We start from the raw sequence: 17,884 nt of genomic DNA on the forward strand, positions 1-17,884 counted from the left end.
ATGTTGATCCGCAAGAACGAAGCACTCCCCATCAACGCCATCACGCCCAGCCGCCGCAGCTTCCTGAAAGCCGGCGTCGTCGCCGGCGCCGGTCTCGTCATCGGCTGGCATGGCCTGGGAGGCCGCATCACCAGTGCGCAGGCCGCGGGGGCCGGCAGCCCGTTCGAGGGCTATATACGCATCTCGCCGGCGAACAAGGTGACCGTGCTCGCCGCCCACCTCGACATGGGCCAGGGCATCTACACCGGCACCGCGACCCTGGTCGCGGAGGAGCTCGAGGCCGACTGGTCGCAGATGGAGGTCGAGGGCGGCTACGGCAACCCGAACCTCTATGGCAATATCGCCTTCGGCGGCAAGTTCCAGGGCACCGGCGGCTCGACCGCGACCATGAGCTCATTCGACCGCTATCGCCGCGCCGGCGCCATGGCGCGAGTGATGCTGGTCAACGCCGCCGCCAAGCAATGGAATGTGCCGGCGGGTGAGATCACCGTCTCGAAAGGCGTGGTCAGCCACAGCAGCGGCAAGACCGCGACCTTCGGCGAGCTTGCCGAAGCCGCGGCGAAGGAAACGCCGCCTGCCGACGTGACCCTGAAGGATGCCGGCGCCTGGACCCTGATCGGCAATGCCGACCTGCGGCGTCTGGACTCTCCGGCGAAGACCACCGGGCATCAGACCTTCACGCTCGATGTGAAGCTGCCGGGCATGCTCTACGCCGTGGTCGCGCGGCCGCCGCTGTTCGGCGCGACGGTGAAGTCCTTCGATGCCGCCGCCGCCAAGCAGGTGAAGGGCGTGGTCGACGTCGTGCAGATCCCGCGCGGCGTCGCAGTGGTCGCCGACAGCACCTGGAACGCGATGCAGGGCCGCAAGGCCTTGAAGGTCGAATGGGACGACAGCAAGGCCGAGAAGCGCGGCTCGCCGGAGCTCATGGCCGAGTATAAGAAGCTTGCCGCCGGCACCGAGGCCGCGGTGGCGCGCCATGACGGCGATGCCGATGCGGCGATGAAATCCGCCGCCAAGGTCATCTCGGCGGAGTTCGAGTTCCCCTACCTCGCCCATGCCGCGATGGAGCCGCTCGATGCCGTCGCCCGCAAGGACGGCGACAGGATCGAGATCTGGGGCGGCCACCAGATGCCGGATCTCTACCAGGGCATCGCGGCCGGGATCGCCGAGACCACGCCGGACAAGATCGTGCTCCACGTCATGATGACCGGCGGCAGCTTCGGCCGTCGTGCGGTCGGCGATGGCGACGTGATCGCCGAAGCGGTGTCGACCGCCAAGGCGATCGGCTGGAAGGCGCCGGTCAAGCTGGTCTGGACCCGCGAGGACGACATGACCGGCGGCCGCTACCGCCCGATGTATTTCCACAAGATGTCGGCCGGCCTCGACGGCGAGGGCAAGCTCGTTGCCTGGCAGCACCGCATCGTCGGGCAGTCGATCATGTCCGACGGTCCCTTCGCCGGGTTCATCCAGAACGGCGTCGACCCGACCTCGGTCGAAGGCGCCTCGACCTTGCCCTATGCGGTGCCGAACATCCATGTCGACCTGGTCACGACCAAGGTCGGCGTGCCGGTCTTGTGGTGGCGCTCGGTCGGCAGCACGCACACCGCCTATTCGACCGAGGTGCTGATCGACGAGCTGGCGCAGGCCGCCGGCAAGGATCCGATCGAGTTCCGTCTGGCGATGCTCGGCGACAAGCCGCGGCACAAGGCGGTGCTCGAGAAGGTGAAGGAGGCCTCCGGCTGGGGCCAAGCCTTGGAGAAGGGCCCCAATGGATCCCTTAGGGGGCGCGGCGTTGCCGTCGCCGAATCCTTCGGCTCCTATGTGGCGCAAGTGGTCGATGTCTCGGTCGACCAGGGCTCGGTCAAGGTCGAGCGCGTGATCTGCGCGGTCGATTGCGGCACCGCCGTCAATCCGGACGTGATCAAGGCGCAGATGGAAGGCGGAATCGGCTATGGCTTGAGCGCCATCCTGAAGGGCGAGATCACCCTGAAGGACGGCGCGGTCGAGCAGACCAACTTCGACGGCTATGAAGTGCTGCATCTCGACGAGATGCCGCAGGTCGAAGTGCATATCCTGCAGTCCAAGGAAGGCCCGACCGGCGTCGGCGAGCCCGGCGTCCCTCCGATCGGCCCGGCCGTCGCCAACGCGGTCTTCGCCGCCACCGGCAAGCGCATCCGCGTCCTGCCGATGAGCAAGTTCGACTGGACCGCGGCGTAAGCATCAGAGGCAGGCTGCGGCTGTGATCGAAATCACGGCTGCAGCCTGCGCTGCGTCACAGTCCAACGCATGAACCATTGCGCTGATTCGCGAGACCCATATCCTGCGCCGCGTTCGGGGTCTCAAGAAAAGCGAGTCATTCATGTTCCGCTGGTTGGCATTCGCCGCCGTCATCTTCCTTTCAGCACCCGTCTTCGCCGCCGATCTCTCGCCGGACCAGCAGTCCGCGATCTGTGGCGCGCGCAAGACCTGCAAGACGACCACGGTGGATGCCGGGCAGGGACCGGGCAACGTGAAGCTGACGGTGGTCGATGTGCATTTCGACGTCGCCGACAAGCCGGCGGAGGCGCCGGAAGAAGGCTGCATCGGCGATCCGGAAGCGACCGACGCACCGGATCACGACGGCGGCCGCGAGCTCTGGCTGATCGCCGGCGGCGAGGCGCCGAAGCGCATCCTGGCACTCTGCAACGACGGATACGGTTCCGCCGGCATGGGCGAGGACATGATCGAAGTCACCCCCAACATGATCACCTGGGACCAGAGCGGCGGCTCGGCCTGGCGCTGGGTATCCACCAAGCAGATCCGTCTCAGCCCGCTCGCCGTCGTGAAGGAGTTCGACTGCAGCTATCACAACGCCATTCCCGGCAGCGGCACCTATACCGAGGTCGATCGTGTCACCTTGTCGGCGCGCCAGGTCGGGTCGGTCGCCGGGTTCAGGTATAAGGAAGATGACGAGATCGGTTGCCCGGACTGGCCGAACGGCCCGGATGCGACCTTGCCGACCGGCCCCAAAATCGCCGGCGGCTATTCCATCCCATTCCCGAATGCCGGCCCCGATTATGACGGCAACGGCTACCCCGAGGGCACCGCGCTCGGCGATTGCGCCCGCGCGCTGACCACCGACGGCCTCAACGGCTTCATGGTGTTCGGCAAGCCGATCGACGAGGGTGCTGCCACCCTGCGCGTGATCAAGGAGAGCGAGGCTTCGTTGCTGATTCAGGTCTTCGACCCGAGCGCCGACGCAGAGCTCAAATCGGGCAAGGCCAAGTCCTGGGTCGGCCAGCCGCATATCGAGCTCTGGGTCGCCGAGATGGCGAACCCGGAGGACAATGACGGGCCCAACGGCGAGACCTACATCTATCGCCAGTTCGCGATCGGCCTCGACGGCAAGACCTTTCCCGGCGCCAATGCCTTCGAGCCGCTGCCGACAGTCACCCATTGGGCGGCGAAGGACGAGCTCGGCCACGACGTCACGGTCTATCGCGTGAAATGGGAAGGCGACAACGCCCGTCCGAGCTTCGGCATTGGCGTGGTCTATTCGCAGGCCAAGAACGGCAAGCAGGCGCGCATGGTCTCCAACGCGCAGATCAAGAAGAACAAGCCGCTCTACCTGCCCGACGCCTGGGCCAACAGCCCGGAGGACCAGGGCATTCCCAGTGCGAAATGCGCCGTGAACGCCGACCACCGGCTGGATATCGTCAAGAACTGATCAGCGCGACTGGCTGCGGGCGGATTGCGGCGACTTCCTGGTCGTCGCGGCCTGCCCCTGCTTGGGCCGACCCTTGCTTTGCTCTTCCAAGGCGCCCGGCCCATGATGGGCCGCCTTGCCTTCGGCCGCATCGCGCTGGTGCTTTTCGGATGAGCTCCGCCCGCGTTCGACCTGGTTCTGCTGGTCGAGCGCCCGCTTGAACTTGCCCAGGTCGCCGTTCTTGTTCGCCATGCTTCGGTGCTCCTTTCGGAACTAATCCGAGGCGAACGGCGAAGGTTCCCTGGCGCTATCGCTCGGCCAGCGCGACGGCGATCTCGGCGGCCAACCGCGCGTTGTTTTTCACCAGCGCGATATTGGCCTTGAGGCTGGCGCCGGCCGTCACTTCGTTGACGCGCTTCAGCAGGAAGGGCGTCGTCTCCTTGCCGGCGATGCCTTGCTTCGCGGCCTCGTCGAGCGCGGCGCGGATCGTGCCTTCGATCTTCGCCGCCGGGATCTCGTCCGCGGCCGGGATCGGGTTGGCGATGCTCACGCCGCCCTTCGGGGAGAGCTCCCAGCGCGCCTTCAGGAAAGTCGCGATCTCCAGCGGCGAGTCGAGGCGCATCGGCGCCGCGAAGCCGCTCTCGCGCGAATAGAAGGCGGGGAATCGGTCGGTCTTGTAGGCGATCACCGGGACGCTCAGCGTCTCCAGCATTTCCAACGTGCGGCCGATGTCGAGGATCGACTTGGCACCGGCGGAGACGACGGCGACCGGCGTCTCCGCGAGCTCGGTCAAGTCCGCGGAGATGTCGAACGTGGTCTCGGCGCCGCGATGCACGCCGCCGATTCCGCCGGTGGCGAAGACGCGGATGCCGGCCCGCGCCGCAAGCCGCATGGTGGCGGCAACGGTGGTCGCGCCATGCAGGCGCTTCGTGGCGGCGAGCGGCAGGTCGCGCACGCTGAGCTTCATCACGTCCTGCTCGGTCGCCAGGACGAAGAGCTCGGCGGCGGTCAACCCGATCTTGAAGTCGCCGCCGATGACGGCGATGGTCGCCGGCACGGCGCCATGGTCGCGGATGATCTGCTCCAGCGCCTGCGCGGTTTCCAGGTTCTGCGGATGCGGCATGCCATGGGCGATGATGGTGGATTCCAGCGCCACCACCGGCCGGTTCTCCTCCAGCGCGTCCTGCACCTCGGTTGTGATCTCGAATGCCATCTTAGAGCTCCTTCACGCGGCGCTTCAGCGCCGTCGCCGTGTTGGTCAGGTTCTTCATGCTCATCTTGCGGCTGACGCTCTCGGCCGCGCTGACCGCAAGTCCCGCCGCCGCCTGGCCGAGCAAGGCCGCCTGCAGCGGTTTCATGCCGCCGACCAGGCCGGCCACATAGCCCGCCACATGCGCATCGCCGCCGCCGGTCACATCCTGCGGCTTTGCCTGCGCGGCCGGGATATGGTGCTGCCGGATCTCCTCGCCCTGGGTGGAAGAGAGCAGGGCACCCTCCGGCCCGAGCCCGACCAGGACATGGGCAACACCCCGATCATGGAGGCCGCGCGCGGCCTTCCCGGTCGCCTCCAGCGACTTCAGATCGGCTCCGGTCAACGCACCCAGTTGCTGCTGGTTAGGCGTCACGGTGTGGATCGCCGCACCGCGCCGCAGGATGGCGTGCAGCTTCTCGACTTTGACGGCGGAGACCGGCTCCACCAGGAAGGGGATGCCGTTCTGCTTGGCGCATTGCTGCAGCCATTGCAGGGAGCTCCGCTCGAGATTGCAGTCGGCCACCAGGAAGCCGGCGCCGGAGATCTCGGCGTGGCAGCGCTGCAGCATGCGCTGGGTGATCTGCGCAGTGATGTCCATCGCCGAGACACCGATCACGAGTTCTCCGGTGCGATCCAGCACGGCGGCGTAGACGCCGGTATTGCCGCCGCCGCGCCGCACCGCCGCGACATCGACGCCGGCCGCCGCGGTCTCGGTGAGCAGGCGATCGCCTTCGGGATCGCGGCCGACCGCGCTGATCAACTTCACCGCCACCTCGAGGCGGGCGAGGTTATGCGCGATGTTCCGCCCGACCCCGCCCGGCGACATCATCGCCGTGCCGGGATTGGAAGTCGCGGGAATGGTCGCGCCCTTGATCGCCACCTTGATGTCGATGTTGGCGCCACCCACCACGGTGACAAATGAAACGCCGCGCCCGGGCTGGGCGCGGCGTGTCGGTTTCGCCGGCTGGCTCAAGCGAGCCGGGCGGTCAGTTCTGGCTCTTGAAGAAGGAGCCGATATCGAAGCGCGACTTCTCCTTCGGTTCCTGCATCGGCTCCTCGACGATCGGCTCGGCGCCCGGCAGCGGGTCGAGCGTCGCCGGCTTGCCGGCGGCCTTGCGGGCCTTGAGGATCGCGTTGTTGAGGTCGGTCTGGGTGCACAGGCCGAGCAGCACGGGATCGCGCGGCCGCAGGTTGGCCGAGTTCCAGTGGGTGCGGTCCCGGACCGCGGCGATGGTCTGCTTGGTGGTGCCGATCAGGCGCGAGATCTGCGCGTCGGTCAGCTCCGGGTGATGGCGCACCAGCCAGGCGACGGCGTCGGGCTTGTCCTGGCGCTTGGAGACCGGCGTGTAGCGGGGGCCCTTGCTGCGGGTCAGTGGCAGCGGGATCGCGACTTTCGCCATCTTCAGGCGCTGGGTCGTGTCCTGCTCGCAGCGCAGGATCTCTTCCTTGGTCAGCTGGCCGTTGGTCGTCGGGTCGAGGCCGACGATGCCGATCGCGACCTCGCCGTCGGCGATGCCCTGGACTTCCAGCGGGTGCAGATTGCAGAAGGCGCCGATCTGGTCGAAGGTCAGCGTGGTGTTCTCCACCAGCCAGACGGCGGTCGCCTTCGGCATCAGAAGTTGCGGTGCAGCCATAAAATCCTCCTCCTCGGCCGCCGGGTTTTCGCCGGCGGGCGGCCAAGTCCGTTACTTGACCATTTGGGGTGCTGATCAGGGCGCGCCAATAAGGCAGCGACACCAAATCAGCCCGCGAAATAGCATTGGCCGGGGGCTATGGACAAGGAGAAACTCGATTCGAACCCGCTTAGAAGGCCGGCTCGCGATAAAGTCGGAAGATTTTAAGTTGTTGAATTATATGGATTTTAGTCGCCAAGAGTAAGCCACCGGAAGGCCGCAAGCCCCTTCGCTCGGGCGAAGCGGATCCGGCGTTTCGTACATGCTGGGTCCATGCAAGGCGCCGGGCGCGACCACCGGCATCGCAATTCAAGTCAGCGGATCCGGCGTTTCGTACATGCTGGGTACATGCAAGCGCTGCCGATGGGTTGCCGGCCGGCATGCACCAAGTCGGGGGGCAGCTTCGATGCAGCATTCGCGAAGTCAACCAGCACGTGGATCATAGCACGATCGACGCAGTGAGTCTCTGCCGGATCGCGTGACCTCCAATTCGGGTGAATTCTGGAGTATGCAGTCAACCTGATACGGTCAGCACGATCTTCCCGATATGGGCGCTGGATTCCATCAGGCGGTGGGCTTCGGCCGCCTCGGCGAGCTTCAGGGTCTTGTAGATGACCGGCTTGGCCTTGCCCGCTTCGAACAGCGGCAGCACATGGCTCTTCAGCGCCGCCGCGATCTCGCCCTTCTGGGCGACGGAGCGGGGGCGGAGGGTCGAGCCGGTGATGGTCTGGCGCTTCATCATCACCGCAGCGAGATTGATCTCAGCTTTGGCCCCCTGCAGGAAGGCGATCTGCACCAGACGGCCATCGACGGCGAGGCAGGCGAGATTGCGGTTGATGTAATCGCCGCCGACCATGTCGAGGATGAGATCGGCGCCGTGCTTCCCGGTGAACTTCGTCACCGCCTCGACGAAATCGGCTTCGCGGTAGTTGATCGCGAGATCGGCGCCGAGCTTGCGGCAAGCCTCGGCCTTGTCGGCGCCGCCGACCGTGGTGATGACTTTCGCGCCGAAGAGATGGGCGAGCTGGATCGCCGTGGTGCCGATCCCGCTCGATCCGCCATGCACCAGGAAGGTCTCGCCCGATTTCAGCCGCCCGCGATCGAAGACATTGGTCCAGACCGTGAAGAAGGTCTCCGGCACCGCGCCGGCCTCGACCATGCTGAAGCTTTTCGGTACGGGCAGGCATTGCGGCGCCGGCGCCGCGCAGTATTCCGCATAACCGCCGCCAGCCACCAGCGCCATGACCGAATCGCCGACCTTCCAATCCTTCACGGCGCTGCCGATCGCGGCCACGGTGCCGGCGACTTCGAGGCCCGGCAGATCCGAAGCGCCCGGCGGGGGCGTGTAATTGCCGGTCCGCTGCAGCACGTCGGGGCGATTGACGCCAGCCGCGGCCACCTTGATCAGGACTTCGTCGGCGCCGTATGTCGGCATCGGCCGCTTGCCGGGCTTCAGCACCTCCGGACCGCCGAAACCGTCCAGCACGATGCAGTTCATTTCTGATGGCAGGGTCATGGCGTCCTCCGTTTGGCCGATCATTAGCCGAGAATGCCCTATGGGTAAAAGGGGGCGCTTGGAAACCGGCGCGGCCGGGGTCATCATGCCGGCAACAGCGAGGATGAAGCGATGGACACCGACGATCTCGAACCCCGGAAAGCCAAGCCCAAGCCGAAGAATCTCGATCCAATGTCGGTCGAGGATCTCGCGGACTATATCGAGGAGTTGAAGGCCGAGATCCGCCGGGTCGAGGAGAACATGCAAAAGAAAAAGGCCCACCTCGCTGCCGCGGCGGGCCTTTTCAAATCGTAAGGCGGCGGCTTAGCGGCCGCGGCCCTCGGTGCCGTCCTCGAGCGTCGGCAAGCCGAATTTCAGCGGCAAGGCATTGGCCTCGGCGATGACGTCCGCATCCTTGTTGGTCTCGTTGCGGATCCAGGGCTCGAGCACCTGGTTGCCCTCGGGGTTCACGAAGAACATCATCGAGTAGCGCGGGTCCTGGCGCCGGCTGTTCTTCACCTGGTGGAAGAGCGGCGGGATCGCACCGCCGGTCATCAAGGTCAGCAGGCTGCCGGGCATGATCAAAAACTCGTCCGGGCCGATATCGACCGGCTGATACTTGCCATTGATCTCAGCCTCCAGCCCCGGCGCGTTCGAGGTCACCAGCGTGATCAGATGTCCGTCCTCGTGACCGTCCTGCAGCATATCGCGGCTGTGCTGCGCCGGCTCGTAGTAGTTCACCTGGATATAGGAGGCGCGCTGGAACCTGGGGCCGGTGGTCCCGGGCGCCCATTTGTCGGCCATGGTCTGGAAGAGCTCGGCGACATAAGTCGAGAGATCGTCAATGGTGCGACGGAGCTCCTGGTGGATCGGGCAGCTCTGGGTCCAGCCCGCGGCGTCGGTATGGGCGCGGTTGCGGTTCCAGAGCGAAAAACTCTCGGTGAGGTCGGGGCGCTCTTTGACCTGGGAATATTCCAGGCCGATCTCGCGGTAGCCCTCGACGTAACGGGGCAGGGCGAAGGACGATTTTTCGGGAATGGGTTTCGCGAAATATTCGCGGGCGATGGCAAAGGTGTTATCGATCTGGCGGCGAGTTTCGCGGCTGATTTTCAACTTGGCGTGGCCGCGCGCCAACAACTCTTCGAGCACGAGGCGGGCGGCAGGATTATCGATCGGGTTGCAATCATGAACCCGCTCCACGGCATTGCTGTGCATGCTGTTCTCCCCAGTGAGGGTCTAAGGGCGTTCATCCCGGCGTCCCAGCAGCCGGTTCAGCCTTAAACCACGTTCGACTAACCGTACCCTGACCGGGGGCGCCTGTCACATACCTATCGCTGGGGTTCCCCGCGGCCCTGCGCCGCTACCGGTCGCGATGCCATCGGCGGCATCGTTAACATTTTGTTCACATCTTCGCGTTATTTTGGCAATCGGAAAAGCGGCTTTCCCTGCTTTTCTTCCTGGATCTTTCCGACGATCCAGTTTCATGCCTCCCTGTCTAACTTGCCGCCGGTTTTACCGGCGGCATTTTTCTTATGGGTTCCTTATCAAGCCGCCGATCGAGCGTCCGTGAATTTTGAAAATTGCAAGAGGGGAATTCATGTCCCCTGTTACAGTTTGTCGCGTTTCACGCTTGACGGTGATGGAGGTCACTCGTAACGTCCCCCTGCTGCAAGTTAGACAGGTCGAGGCTTACGTAAAAACGAGGGCCGCCGCTGGGAAACCAGCAGAGCGGCCCTCAGCTTTTGTGGACGCTTCCCACATCTTTTGCGGAGCGCTGCGCGACGCGTGATCTCGGGCTCGAAGCCAATGGCCGATGCAAAATTCCTGAAATTCGATTCACTGTCGCTGCACGCGGGTCAGCAACCTGATCCCGTCACCGGCGCCCGCGCGGTGCCGATCTACCAGACCACTTCCTATGTGTTCGACGATTCCGATCACGCGGCGGCGCTGTTCAATCTCGAAAGCCCCGGCCACATCTATTCGCGGATCAGCAACCCGACCGTCGGCGTACTGGAGGAACGGATCGCGGCGCTGGAAGGCGGCGTCGGCACGGTCTGCACCGCGAGCGGCCACGCGGCGCTCTTCCTCGCCATCGCGACCCTGATGGATGCGGGCGCGCATATCGTTGCCTCCGCGGCGCTCTATGGCGGCAGCCTCAATCTCTTCCGCCTGACATTGCCGCGCTTCGGCATCACCACAAGCTTCGTCAACCCGCGCGACATCGACGGCTTCCGCAAGGCGATTCGCCCCGAAACCCGTTTGGTGTTCGCGGAGACGATCGGCAATCCCGGCCTCGAGGTGCTCGACGTGCCCGCACTGGCCGCGGTCGCGCACGAGGCGCAGCTGCCGCTGCTGGTCGATGCCACATTCACGACGCCTTACCTGAGCCGGCCGATCGAGCAGGGCGCGGACCTGGTGCTGCATTCGGCGACCAAGTGGCTCGGCGGTCATGGGCTCGCGATCGGCGGCGCGCTGGTCGATGGCGGCAAGTTCGACTGGGAGGCCTCCGGCAAGTTCCCGACCCTGACCGAGCCCTATGCCGGCTATCACGGCATCGACTTCGCGGAAGACTTCGGGCCCGCCGCCTTCATCATGCGCGCGCGGCTCGAAGGCCTGCGCGATTTCGGCGCCTGCCTTTCGCCGGCCAACGCCTTCTACATCCTGCAGGGCGTCGAGACCCTGCCGCTGCGCATGGCGCGGCATGTCGAGAATGCGCAGAAGGTGGCGGCGGCGCTGAAGCAGGATCCCGCCGTGCAATGGGTCAACTATCCGGGTTCGCCGGATTCGCCCGACGCCGCGCTGGTGAAGAAGCTGCTGCCCAAGGGTGCGGGCTCGATGATCAGCCTCGGCGTGAAGGGCGGCCGCGAAGCCGGCCGCAAGTTCATCGACGCGCTGAAGCTCGCCTCGCATCTGGCCAATGTCGGCGATGCCAAGACCCTGGTGCTCCACCCGGCCAGCACGACCCATCGCCAGCTCGACGAGGCGGCGCTGAAAGCCGCGGGCATCGGCGAGGAGCTGATCCGCCTCTCGGTCGGGCTCGAGGACGCCGACGACATCATCGACGACCTCTCCCAGGCGCTGAAGGCGTCCCAAAAGGGTTGAACGGGAAATGATCTTCGACGTTGGGGGAAAGCGCGTCTTCGCCGCGACCGGCGGGCAACCGGTCCGCGCCGAACGTCCGGTCGCGGTTTTCCTGCATGGCGCCGGGATGGACCACAGCGTTTGGACCTTGCCCGGCCGCTATGTCGCACACCACGGCGGCACCGCCTTGGCGCTCGATCTGCCCGGCCATGGCAAGTCGGAGGGCCCGGCGCTCGGCAGCATCGCCGAGATGGCGGCCTGGGTGCTCCGCGTCCTCGATGCGCAGAAGATCGGCCGCGCCTTCTTCGTCGGCCATTCGATGGGCGCCCTGATCAGTGTGGAAATCGCGCGGGCACATTCCGAGCGCGTCGCCGGCCTGATGCTGGTCGGCTTCGCGCCGAGGATGCCGGTGCATCCCGATCTGCTCGATGCGGCGAAGCGCAACGATCCCAAGGCCGCCGAGCTCATCGCCAGCTGGGGCTTCGGCCCGGCGGGGCAGGTGGGCGGCAACCAGACGCCGGGCCTGGCAATGCTGCCGCTGGGCCTGCGCCTGATCCAGCGTGCGCCGGCCGGATCGCTGCATGCCGACCTCGCCGCCTGCGATGCCTATCGCGCGCCCGACGCGGCCGCGATCAGCGTGCCTGTCCTGTTGCTGCAAGGCGCCGCAGATCGCATGACCCCGGCGAAAGGCGCCAAGGCCTTCGTCGCGGCCATTGCGAAGTCCGATATCCGCGTGCTGGACCGCATCGGCCACATGGTCATGGCGGAAGCGCCGGATGCGGTGACGGCGGCACTGCGAGATTTCGTTCGGTGACAGATGCGCGGGTCAAGCCCGCGCATGACGAAATAGGAAAGCGTCACCCGCGGGCTTGACCCGCGGGTCTGGTGCAGGGGACGTCTCCAAAAGAAAGCGCCCGCCGGATTGCTCCGGCGGGCGCGCGTCACCCAGGACGTTTCCTCGAACTTTGTTGTTAGGCGGCCTTCTGCTCGACCGCCTTCGGGGCTTCGAGCTTGCTGCCGATCTTGATGGTCCGCGGCTTCACGGCCTCGGGCACCTCACGGACCAGCTCGATGTGGAGCAGGCCGTTCTCGAGGCTGGCGCCGGAGACGCGGATATACTCCGCGAGCTCGAAGCGGCGCTGGAACGGGCGGCCGGCGATGCCGCGATAAAGCAGGTTCTTCGGCGCCTCGTCCTTCGGCTGCTTGCCGACGACGGTCAGCGCATTCTCCTGCGCGGTGATCTCGATATCGTCCTCGCCGAAGCCGGCAACCGCCATGGTGATTCGGTACTGGTCTTCGCCGGTCCGCTCGATGTTGTAGGGCGGGTAGCTCGGGACGTCGTCGCGCGCCGAGTCCATCAGCTGCGCCAGACGATCAAAACCGACCGAGGAACGGAAAAGGGGGGAAAAATCGAACGTACGCATAGCCATATCCTCCTATGAGCGACATGTTGGGCCGGGGGCCACCAAGGGGTCGGCCCAGAGTTAATCCGGTCTCGTATCGCGGCCCGAGACGGCACCGCGATACCAGCCATGTGGGAGAAACCCCACTTTGGTTCAAGGGCGTGAATGTCGCATTTTTAAGGACCGGAAAGCTTTGTTAATCCTTATATGTGCAAGCTATACGGAGCGGCGGGACCCCGGGGCGGCAACGTGGGTTCTCTCTATTCGCCGTAAGGGAAAGAATACCGAGTATCGGATGGCCAATATTGAGTTCTTCGACCGGACCATGCTGGAGGCGATGAGCCTCCTGGCAGAATCCCGGCGCTACCTGACCGACAAGGCCGAGGCCGAGAGTCAGAAGATGGATCTGGAGCAAGGTCTCGCCAACAGCATGGAGACCATGCGGCTGGTCGCGCGTCTGACGCAGGTCCTGGCTTGGCTGCTGACCCACCGTGCGGTTCACGCCGGCGAGATGTCGATCGCCGAGGCCACGCTGCCGGATCGCCGGCTGGGCGGCCGCGACCTATGCGCGAAAGACAGTTCCGACGCCGCGAAGAAGTTGCCTGACGAGCTGCAGAGCCTGCTCGCCCGCAGCCATTCGCTCTATCTGCGCATCGCCCGCCTGGACGACCAGGCAACCGCCCGCGCCGAGGGCGGCGCGGTGGCCAACGGCGGGCCCAGGCTGCAGTAGCGGACATCCTTGGCAGGCAGACCCGAGGATCAAGTCCGCGGGTGACGCATGGTTTTGGCCGTCATGCGCGGGCTTGCCCCGCGCATCTCGTGCCGTCGCTACCAAGCCCCCCAAAAGCAAAACCGCGGACCCAGGGGCCCGCGGTTTGCACTTGGTCCGAACGGATCGGACGTGAAGCTTACTCGTTGCCCTTCTTCAGGCCCATGCCGGCGAAGCGCTTGTTGAACTTCGCGAGCTGGCCACCGCTGTCGATCAGGCGGTGCACGCCGGTCCAAGCCGGGTGCGACTTCGGGTCGATTTCCAGCGTCATGGTGTCGCCGGCCTTGCCCCAGGTCGTGCGGGTGGTGAACTTGCTGCCATCGGTCGCCACCACGGTGATCTCGTGGTAGTCCGGGTGAATCTTCTCTTTCATCGCGAAAACTCCTGCGGAATTGGCGCGCGTTATAACCACATGAGGCCGGCTGCGCAAGGCCCGGGGTCCACCTGCGTCAATTGGTTAACGGTTTAGGCCCCGGCATTGCGCGCCCGGCCGGCAAAGATTAAACCAGGGCGCCTTTTGGCGGTTTGCCCCTGTATTCCAAGGGATTCGCCCGCAACCGATTGGCGACGGGGAGTGATGATGGATGAGCCCGAGTTCGAGCGCCAGGCCGGCAAGGTGCTGGACCGCCTGATGCAGGAGATCGAGGACCAGGCCCTGGACGATCTCGACCTGGACCTTGAAGGCGGCGTCCTGACCATCGGCCTGCCCGATAGCGGCGGCACCTATCTGGTGAACAAGCACGCCCCGAACCGGGAGGTCTGGCTGTCCTCGCCCAAGAGCGGGGCCTGGCATTTCCGCCACGATCCCGAGGCCGGCTGGATCTCGACCCGGGAAGTCGATGGGGCGCGTCCGCAGTTGCACCGCCTGCTGGCCGACGAACTCGCGGCCGCGATCGGCAAACCGCTGCAGCTGACGGCGTAGGGACTTAAGGGATGGCCCGCGCGCCGAAGGAGCTGCCGCCGGATCGCCCGATGTCGCGGGACTTCCGGATCCTGTTCGAGATCCTGAAGTTCCTGCGGCCCTATCGCTGGCAGGCGGTCGGTGCGACCTTGGCGCTGCTGGTCGCCGCCGGCACCGTGCTGGCGCTCGGCCCCGGCCTCAAGTTTCTGATCGACCAGGGCTTCGGCCAGGGCGATCCCAGCGTGCTGGACAAGGCGGTGCTGGCGCTCGGCGTGGTCGCCCTGCTGCTGGCGCTCGGCACCGCGGCGCGATTCTACCTGGTCTCCTGGATCGGCGAGCGGGTGGTGGCCGACATGCGGCGCGCGATCTTCAGCCATATCATCGGCCTCTCGCCGGGATTCTTCGAGGTCACGCGCACCGGCGAGGTGATCTCGCGCCTCACCACCGACACCACCTTGATCCAGACGGTGATCGGCTCCTCGGTTTCGGTTGCCTTGCGCAACTCGATCCTGCTGCTGGGCGGCTTCATCGGGCTCTTCGTCACCAGTCCCAAATTGACGGGGCTCACCATCGTGCTGCTCTCGATCGTCGTGGTGCCGATCGTGATGTTCGCGCGGCGGGTCCGGCATCTCTCGCGCCTCTCCCAGGACAAGATCGGCGAGGTCTCGGCGGATGCCGCGGAATCGCTCTACGGCATCCGCGCGGTCCAGGCCTACAGCCATGAGGATCTCGATCGCGCCTCGTTCCAGGACCGGGTGGAGCAGGCCTTCTCCACCGCGATGCTGCGGATCCGCGCCCGCGCGATCCTGACCTTCATGGCGATCGCGCTGGTGCTGGGCGCGATCAGCTTCATCCTCTGGATCGGCGGCCATGACGTGGTCGGCGCCAAGCTCTCCGGCGGCGCGCTCACCCAGTTCGTGTTCTACGCGATCGTCGTCGCCGGCTGCGCCGGCGCGGTCAGCGAGGTGATGGCCGACCTGCAGCGCGCCGCCGGCGCCATGGAGCGCATCCTCGAACTCCTCGATACCAAACCCACGATCACCGCGCCCACGCAGCCGAAACCGATTCCGCTGCCGGCGCGCGGCGCGGTCAGCTTCGACAACGTCACCTTCCGCTATCCGTCTCGGCCTGAGGCGACTGCGCTCGACGGCTTCACCTTGCAGGTAAAGCCGGGCGAGAAGATCGCCATCGTCGGTCCCTCTGGCGCGGGCAAGACCACGGTCTTCCAGCTGCTGCTGCGCTTCTACGATCCCGAGGCCGGCAAGGTTGCGTTCGATGGCATCGACCTCCGGGCCCTGGCGCCCGAGGCGCTGCGGCGCCAGATCGGCCTGGTGGCGCAGGACCCGGTGATCTTCTCGACCAGCGCCTTGGAGAACATCCGCTACGGCCGGCCGGACGCCAGCGAGGCGGAGATTCATGCCGCCGCGCGCGCCGCCCATGCCGATGAGTTCCTGGAGCGCCTGCCCCAGGGCTACGCCACCTTCCTCGGCGAGCGCGGGGTGCGCCTCTCCGGCGGACAGCGCCAGCGCATCGCGATCGCCCGCGCGATCCTGCGTAACCCGGCTTTGCTGCTGCTGGACGAGGCGACCAGCGCGCTCGACGCCGAGAGCGAGCGCGTGGTGCAGAAGGCGCTGGACGAGATCATGCAGGACCGCACCACGATCGTGATCGCGCACCGCCTGGCGACGGTGCTGAAATGCGACCGCATCCTGGTGCTGGACCATGGAAGGGTCGATGCCATCGGCAGCCATGCCGAGCTGAGCGGGCAGGGCGGGCTCTACGCACGCCTGGCTGCGCTGCAATTCGACCGCGCGGCGGAGTAACCTCCAAACGCGTCATGCCCGGGCCCAGCGGACGAATGTCCGCATTCGCGGACGGGGCCGGGCATCTCTCGCCGACTGCTCGCCGGCTGAAGACCCGCGGGTCAATCCCCGGATCAAGTCCGGGGACGCGGGTGACGACTTCAAGCGGGCCTTACAGCAACCCGATCAGGGCCTTCTCGGCCGCCGGCTTCACGCTGCCGTCGCCCATGACGGCCTGCGGCTGGACCGCGATGATGGTGCGGTCATGCACGGCGGGAAGCAATCCGGCTGAAACCTGGTCCAATTCGGCCTCGGAAAGCGCGTTGGTCTCGGTCTCGCGGATCGACTGGGTCTGACGGGTCATGGTGACCTCCATCCTGTGATCCGGACTGGAGCGCCCGGAATACCAGGACTGTCGGCCGCCACCCGGCGCCTGTTCAACCGCCGGGCCGCGCCTGTGACGGCGATCACTCAGTTCAGCCCGGCGGCGATGTTGACCGCCAGGGCGACGATCACCGTGTTGTAGAAGAAGGCGATGATCCCCTGCGCGGTCACCAGGTGGCGCATGTGCCGTGCCGTGACCTGGACGTCGGAGACCTGGCAGGTCATGCCGATCACCAGGGAGAAGTAGACGAAGTCCCAGTAATCGGGCTCGCTCGTCTCCGGGAATTCGAGCCCGCCGCGGATCTTGCCGGCATCCTTCCGCTCCGCCGGGTCGTAGAACAGATGCGCGTAATGCACGGCATAGATCACATGCAGCGTGACCCAGGAGAGGAACACCGTCAGCACGCCGATCGCGAGATGCAGCGCGCGGGCGCCGCCCTCAACCTCCTTCGCGCGCTCCAGCACGCCGGCGACCGCGAACAGGCTGAAGGCGCCGGCCAGGACGACGATGGCGATGATCTCGCCCAGCCGGATGTCGATCGCCTTGGCCCGCTCCCGGAGCCTCGCCTTGTCCGGGCTGTGGATCATCGCCAATGTCGGGATGAGATAGGCGATGGTCGTGAGATCCCAGGCCAGCGCCGGTTTCAGCGCGGCGGTCGTCAGCCATTCGGAGACGGGCAGCAGCGTCATCGCGAGATAGGCGGCGAGGCCGATGGCCACAGCGCCATAGATCCGGATGCGCGTCGCGAAGAAGGCGAACGGGCGGCGCATGGTCAGCGCTCGATCACGCTGGAGCGCGCGGATGAGCGGCCCCGGGGTGGGCCCTCCTCGGCGTCGGAGAGATTGATGATCTTGCCGGCGAGTTCCTCGGGCATGGCCGGCAGAGAGTCGCCGCCGAAGACGAAAGCGCCGCGCACCATCTCGAGCCAATGAGCGACCGCCTGCGCCTCTGCCTTGCCGAACGAGAAGAACTTGAACCGCAGATACCCGCCCAGGGTGAAACGCAGCGGTCGGTCCGATTCCACCTTGATCCAATCGATCGGCGGATTGGACAGGAAGAACCGGCCGGCAGAGAACCCGGTGATCTCCTCCCATCGGCGGTGACGGCGCCCGAGCAACCCCCTGGTGGTCAGCCCGGCCGGGCCGATTTCGATGAAGTCGAGAGGGCTGCCGGGCAGGAGCCGCCGCGCGTAAAAGAGAAAGAGGAGGAGCATGGGAATCATGGCGAGCAGGAACATGAAGTTCATATCCCGCAATGCCTGAACCCGTTCCTCGCCGTAGACTTCCCGGCCATTCACGGTGACGCTGTCGAACTCGGCGAACAGGCTCGTGGCAAACATCACGAGAAACATGCCGAAGAACAGCGTGTTGAAAGCGGCGCCAAGCTTGCGCGGAATGATGCGAAATTTCGGAAGAGTCTTTTTGCCGCGGGCCATCGT

At 65.9% G+C, this 17,884-nt stretch carries 19 protein-coding genes; 8 read left to right on the forward strand and 11 right to left on the reverse strand.

The genetic code is table 11. The features are described from left to right. Together ACYQ4T_RS04985 and ACYQ4T_RS04990 are read left to right on the forward strand one after the other, a co-directional pair. Window positions 1–2,217, forward strand: a complete 2,217-nt coding sequence (locus ACYQ4T_RS04985; RefSeq protein ID WP_459851175.1) for a xanthine dehydrogenase family protein molybdopterin-binding subunit — start codon at window positions 1–3, stop codon at window positions 2,215–2,217. Between the two features lie 142 nt (window positions 2,218–2,359). Further along, on the forward strand, window positions 2,360–3,706 hold the full coding sequence (locus tag ACYQ4T_RS04990; RefSeq protein ID WP_459851176.1) for a hypothetical protein: 1,347 nt from the start codon (window positions 2,360–2,362) through the stop codon (window positions 3,704–3,706). Here ACYQ4T_RS04990 and ACYQ4T_RS04995 read toward each other — a convergent pair whose 3' ends face one another. From ACYQ4T_RS04995 to ACYQ4T_RS05015, 5 genes are all read right to left on the reverse strand, one after another. Next, a complete protein-coding gene (locus tag ACYQ4T_RS04995; protein WP_459851177.1) occupies window positions 3,707–3,937 on the reverse strand; it encodes a hypothetical protein in 231 nt (76 codons plus the stop codon). Between the two features lie 55 nt (window positions 3,938–3,992). Then, window positions 3,993–4,898: a pseudouridine-5'-phosphate glycosidase gene (locus ACYQ4T_RS05000; RefSeq protein WP_459851178.1), complete on the reverse strand. Its 906-nt coding sequence runs from the start codon at window positions 4,896–4,898 to the stop codon at window positions 3,993–3,995. Window position 4,899: 1 nt separating this feature from the next. Continuing rightward, the gene (locus ACYQ4T_RS05005) at window positions 4,900–5,910 is read right to left on the reverse strand and encodes a carbohydrate kinase family protein (protein ID WP_459851179.1); all 1,011 of its coding nucleotides are present in this window, start codon (window positions 5,908–5,910) and stop codon (window positions 4,900–4,902) included. A gap of 13 nt (window positions 5,911–5,923) precedes the next feature. Next, window positions 5,924–6,571: a DUF1013 domain-containing protein gene (locus ACYQ4T_RS05010; RefSeq protein WP_459851180.1), complete on the reverse strand. Its 648-nt coding sequence runs from the start codon at window positions 6,569–6,571 to the stop codon at window positions 5,924–5,926. Between the two features lie 553 nt (window positions 6,572–7,124). Then, window positions 7,125–8,126, reverse strand: a complete 1,002-nt coding sequence (locus tag ACYQ4T_RS05015; RefSeq protein ID WP_459851181.1) for an NAD(P)H-quinone oxidoreductase — start codon at window positions 8,124–8,126, stop codon at window positions 7,125–7,127. A 111-nt stretch (window positions 8,127–8,237) separates the two neighbouring features. Here ACYQ4T_RS05015 and ACYQ4T_RS05020 point away from each other — a divergent pair, with 111 nt between their 5' ends. Then, window positions 8,238–8,420, forward strand: a complete 183-nt coding sequence (locus ACYQ4T_RS05020; RefSeq protein ID WP_459851182.1) for a DUF1192 domain-containing protein — start codon at window positions 8,238–8,240, stop codon at window positions 8,418–8,420. Between the two features lie 9 nt (window positions 8,421–8,429). Here ACYQ4T_RS05020 and ACYQ4T_RS05025 read toward each other — a convergent pair whose 3' ends face one another. Next, window positions 8,430–9,320: a 2OG-Fe(II) oxygenase family protein gene (locus tag ACYQ4T_RS05025; protein WP_459851183.1), complete on the reverse strand. Its 891-nt coding sequence runs from the start codon at window positions 9,318–9,320 to the stop codon at window positions 8,430–8,432. A 591-nt stretch (window positions 9,321–9,911) separates the two neighbouring features. Here ACYQ4T_RS05025 and ACYQ4T_RS05030 point away from each other — a divergent pair. Both ACYQ4T_RS05030 and ACYQ4T_RS05035 read left to right on the forward strand, forming a co-directional pair. Continuing rightward, complete coding sequence (locus ACYQ4T_RS05030; protein ID WP_459851184.1) at window positions 9,912–11,207, forward strand: O-acetylhomoserine aminocarboxypropyltransferase; 1,296 nt, start codon at window positions 9,912–9,914, stop codon at window positions 11,205–11,207. 7 nt (window positions 11,208–11,214) lie between these two features. Then, the gene (locus ACYQ4T_RS05035; RefSeq protein WP_459851185.1) at window positions 11,215–12,000 is read left to right on the forward strand and encodes an alpha/beta fold hydrolase; all 786 of its coding nucleotides are present in this window, start codon (window positions 11,215–11,217) and stop codon (window positions 11,998–12,000) included. A 157-nt stretch (window positions 12,001–12,157) separates the two neighbouring features. Here ACYQ4T_RS05035 and ACYQ4T_RS05040 read toward each other — a convergent pair whose 3' ends face one another. Continuing rightward, window positions 12,158–12,610, reverse strand: a complete 453-nt coding sequence (locus tag ACYQ4T_RS05040; protein WP_459851186.1) for an Hsp20 family protein — start codon at window positions 12,608–12,610, stop codon at window positions 12,158–12,160. 274 nt (window positions 12,611–12,884) lie between these two features. On the opposite strand from ACYQ4T_RS05040, the gene ACYQ4T_RS05045 reads away from it, so the two are divergent. Beyond that, on the forward strand, window positions 12,885–13,319 hold the full coding sequence (locus ACYQ4T_RS05045) for a DUF1465 family protein (protein ID WP_395018197.1): 435 nt from the start codon (window positions 12,885–12,887) through the stop codon (window positions 13,317–13,319). A 178-nt stretch (window positions 13,320–13,497) separates the two neighbouring features. On the opposite strand, the gene rpmE is transcribed toward ACYQ4T_RS05045, so the two are convergent. Beyond that, window positions 13,498–13,731, reverse strand: coding sequence for a 50S ribosomal protein L31 (rpmE, locus tag ACYQ4T_RS05050; RefSeq protein ID WP_028098974.1), 234 nt, complete (start codon window positions 13,729–13,731; stop codon window positions 13,498–13,500). A 204-nt stretch (window positions 13,732–13,935) separates the two neighbouring features. Between rpmE and cyaY the strand changes: the two genes are divergently transcribed. Beyond that, window positions 13,936–14,280 (forward strand): iron donor protein CyaY, encoded by a 345-nt coding sequence (gene cyaY / locus ACYQ4T_RS05055; protein WP_459851187.1) that lies wholly within the window; start codon window positions 13,936–13,938, stop codon window positions 14,278–14,280. 11 nt (window positions 14,281–14,291) lie between these two features. Beyond that, window positions 14,292–16,082 (forward strand): ABC transporter transmembrane domain-containing protein, encoded by a 1,791-nt coding sequence (locus ACYQ4T_RS05060; RefSeq protein WP_459851188.1) that lies wholly within the window; start codon window positions 14,292–14,294, stop codon window positions 16,080–16,082. 151 nt (window positions 16,083–16,233) lie between these two features. Here the strand turns inward: ACYQ4T_RS05060 and ACYQ4T_RS05065 are convergent, their stop codons facing one another. From ACYQ4T_RS05065 to ACYQ4T_RS05075, 3 genes are all read right to left on the reverse strand, one after another. Continuing rightward, window positions 16,234–16,425 (reverse strand): hypothetical protein, encoded by a 192-nt coding sequence (locus tag ACYQ4T_RS05065; RefSeq protein ID WP_395018204.1) that lies wholly within the window; start codon window positions 16,423–16,425, stop codon window positions 16,234–16,236. Between the two features lie 107 nt (window positions 16,426–16,532). Beyond that, window positions 16,533–17,216, reverse strand: coding sequence for a DUF1345 domain-containing protein (locus ACYQ4T_RS05070; RefSeq protein ID WP_459851189.1), 684 nt, complete (start codon window positions 17,214–17,216; stop codon window positions 16,533–16,535). Between the two features lie 2 nt (window positions 17,217–17,218). Next, on the reverse strand, window positions 17,219–17,881 hold the full coding sequence (locus ACYQ4T_RS05075) for a PH domain-containing protein (RefSeq protein WP_459851190.1): 663 nt from the start codon (window positions 17,879–17,881) through the stop codon (window positions 17,219–17,221). Window positions 17,882–17,884: the final 3 nt, after the last annotated feature.

It is taken from the genome of Dongia sp. agr-C8, assembly GCF_054658695.1.

Excerpts from the sequence above, each read along its gene's own strand:
- ACYQ4T_RS04985 (WP_459851175.1), top strand. The coding sequence starts at position 1 with ATGTTGATCCGCAAGAACGAAGCACTCCCCATCAACGCCATCACGCCC.
- ACYQ4T_RS04990 (WP_459851176.1), top strand. The coding sequence starts at position 2,360 with ATGTTCCGCTGGTTGGCATTCGCCGCCGTCATCTTCCTTTCAGCACCC.
- ACYQ4T_RS04995 (WP_459851177.1), bottom strand. The coding sequence starts at position 3,937 with ATGGCGAACAAGAACGGCGACCTGGGCAAGTTCAAGCGGGCGCTCGAC.
- ACYQ4T_RS05000 (WP_459851178.1), bottom strand. The coding sequence starts at position 4,898 with ATGGCATTCGAGATCACAACCGAGGTGCAGGACGCGCTGGAGGAGAAC.
- ACYQ4T_RS05010 (WP_459851180.1), bottom strand. The coding sequence starts at position 6,571 with ATGGCTGCACCGCAACTTCTGATGCCGAAGGCGACCGCCGTCTGGCTG.
- ACYQ4T_RS05015 (WP_459851181.1), bottom strand. The coding sequence starts at position 8,126 with ATGACCCTGCCATCAGAAATGAACTGCATCGTGCTGGACGGTTTCGGC.
- ACYQ4T_RS05020 (WP_459851182.1), top strand. The coding sequence starts at position 8,238 with ATGGACACCGACGATCTCGAACCCCGGAAAGCCAAGCCCAAGCCGAAG.
- ACYQ4T_RS05025 (WP_459851183.1), bottom strand. The coding sequence starts at position 9,320 with ATGCACAGCAATGCCGTGGAGCGGGTTCATGATTGCAACCCGATCGAT.
- ACYQ4T_RS05030 (WP_459851184.1), top strand. The coding sequence starts at position 9,912 with ATGGCCGATGCAAAATTCCTGAAATTCGATTCACTGTCGCTGCACGCG.
- ACYQ4T_RS05035 (WP_459851185.1), top strand. The coding sequence starts at position 11,215 with ATGATCTTCGACGTTGGGGGAAAGCGCGTCTTCGCCGCGACCGGCGGG.
- ACYQ4T_RS05040 (WP_459851186.1), bottom strand. The coding sequence starts at position 12,610 with ATGCGTACGTTCGATTTTTCCCCCCTTTTCCGTTCCTCGGTCGGTTTT.
- ACYQ4T_RS05045 (WP_395018197.1), top strand. The coding sequence starts at position 12,885 with ATGGCCAATATTGAGTTCTTCGACCGGACCATGCTGGAGGCGATGAGC.
- rpmE (WP_028098974.1), bottom strand. The coding sequence starts at position 13,731 with ATGAAAGAGAAGATTCACCCGGACTACCACGAGATCACCGTGGTGGCG.
- cyaY (WP_459851187.1), top strand. The coding sequence starts at position 13,936 with ATGATGGATGAGCCCGAGTTCGAGCGCCAGGCCGGCAAGGTGCTGGAC.
- ACYQ4T_RS05060 (WP_459851188.1), top strand. The coding sequence starts at position 14,292 with ATGGCCCGCGCGCCGAAGGAGCTGCCGCCGGATCGCCCGATGTCGCGG.
- ACYQ4T_RS05065 (WP_395018204.1), bottom strand. The coding sequence starts at position 16,425 with ATGACCCGTCAGACCCAGTCGATCCGCGAGACCGAGACCAACGCGCTT.
- ACYQ4T_RS05070 (WP_459851189.1), bottom strand. The coding sequence starts at position 17,216 with ATGCGCCGCCCGTTCGCCTTCTTCGCGACGCGCATCCGGATCTATGGC.
- ACYQ4T_RS05075 (WP_459851190.1), bottom strand. The coding sequence starts at position 17,881 with ATGGCCCGCGGCAAAAAGACTCTTCCGAAATTTCGCATCATTCCGCGC.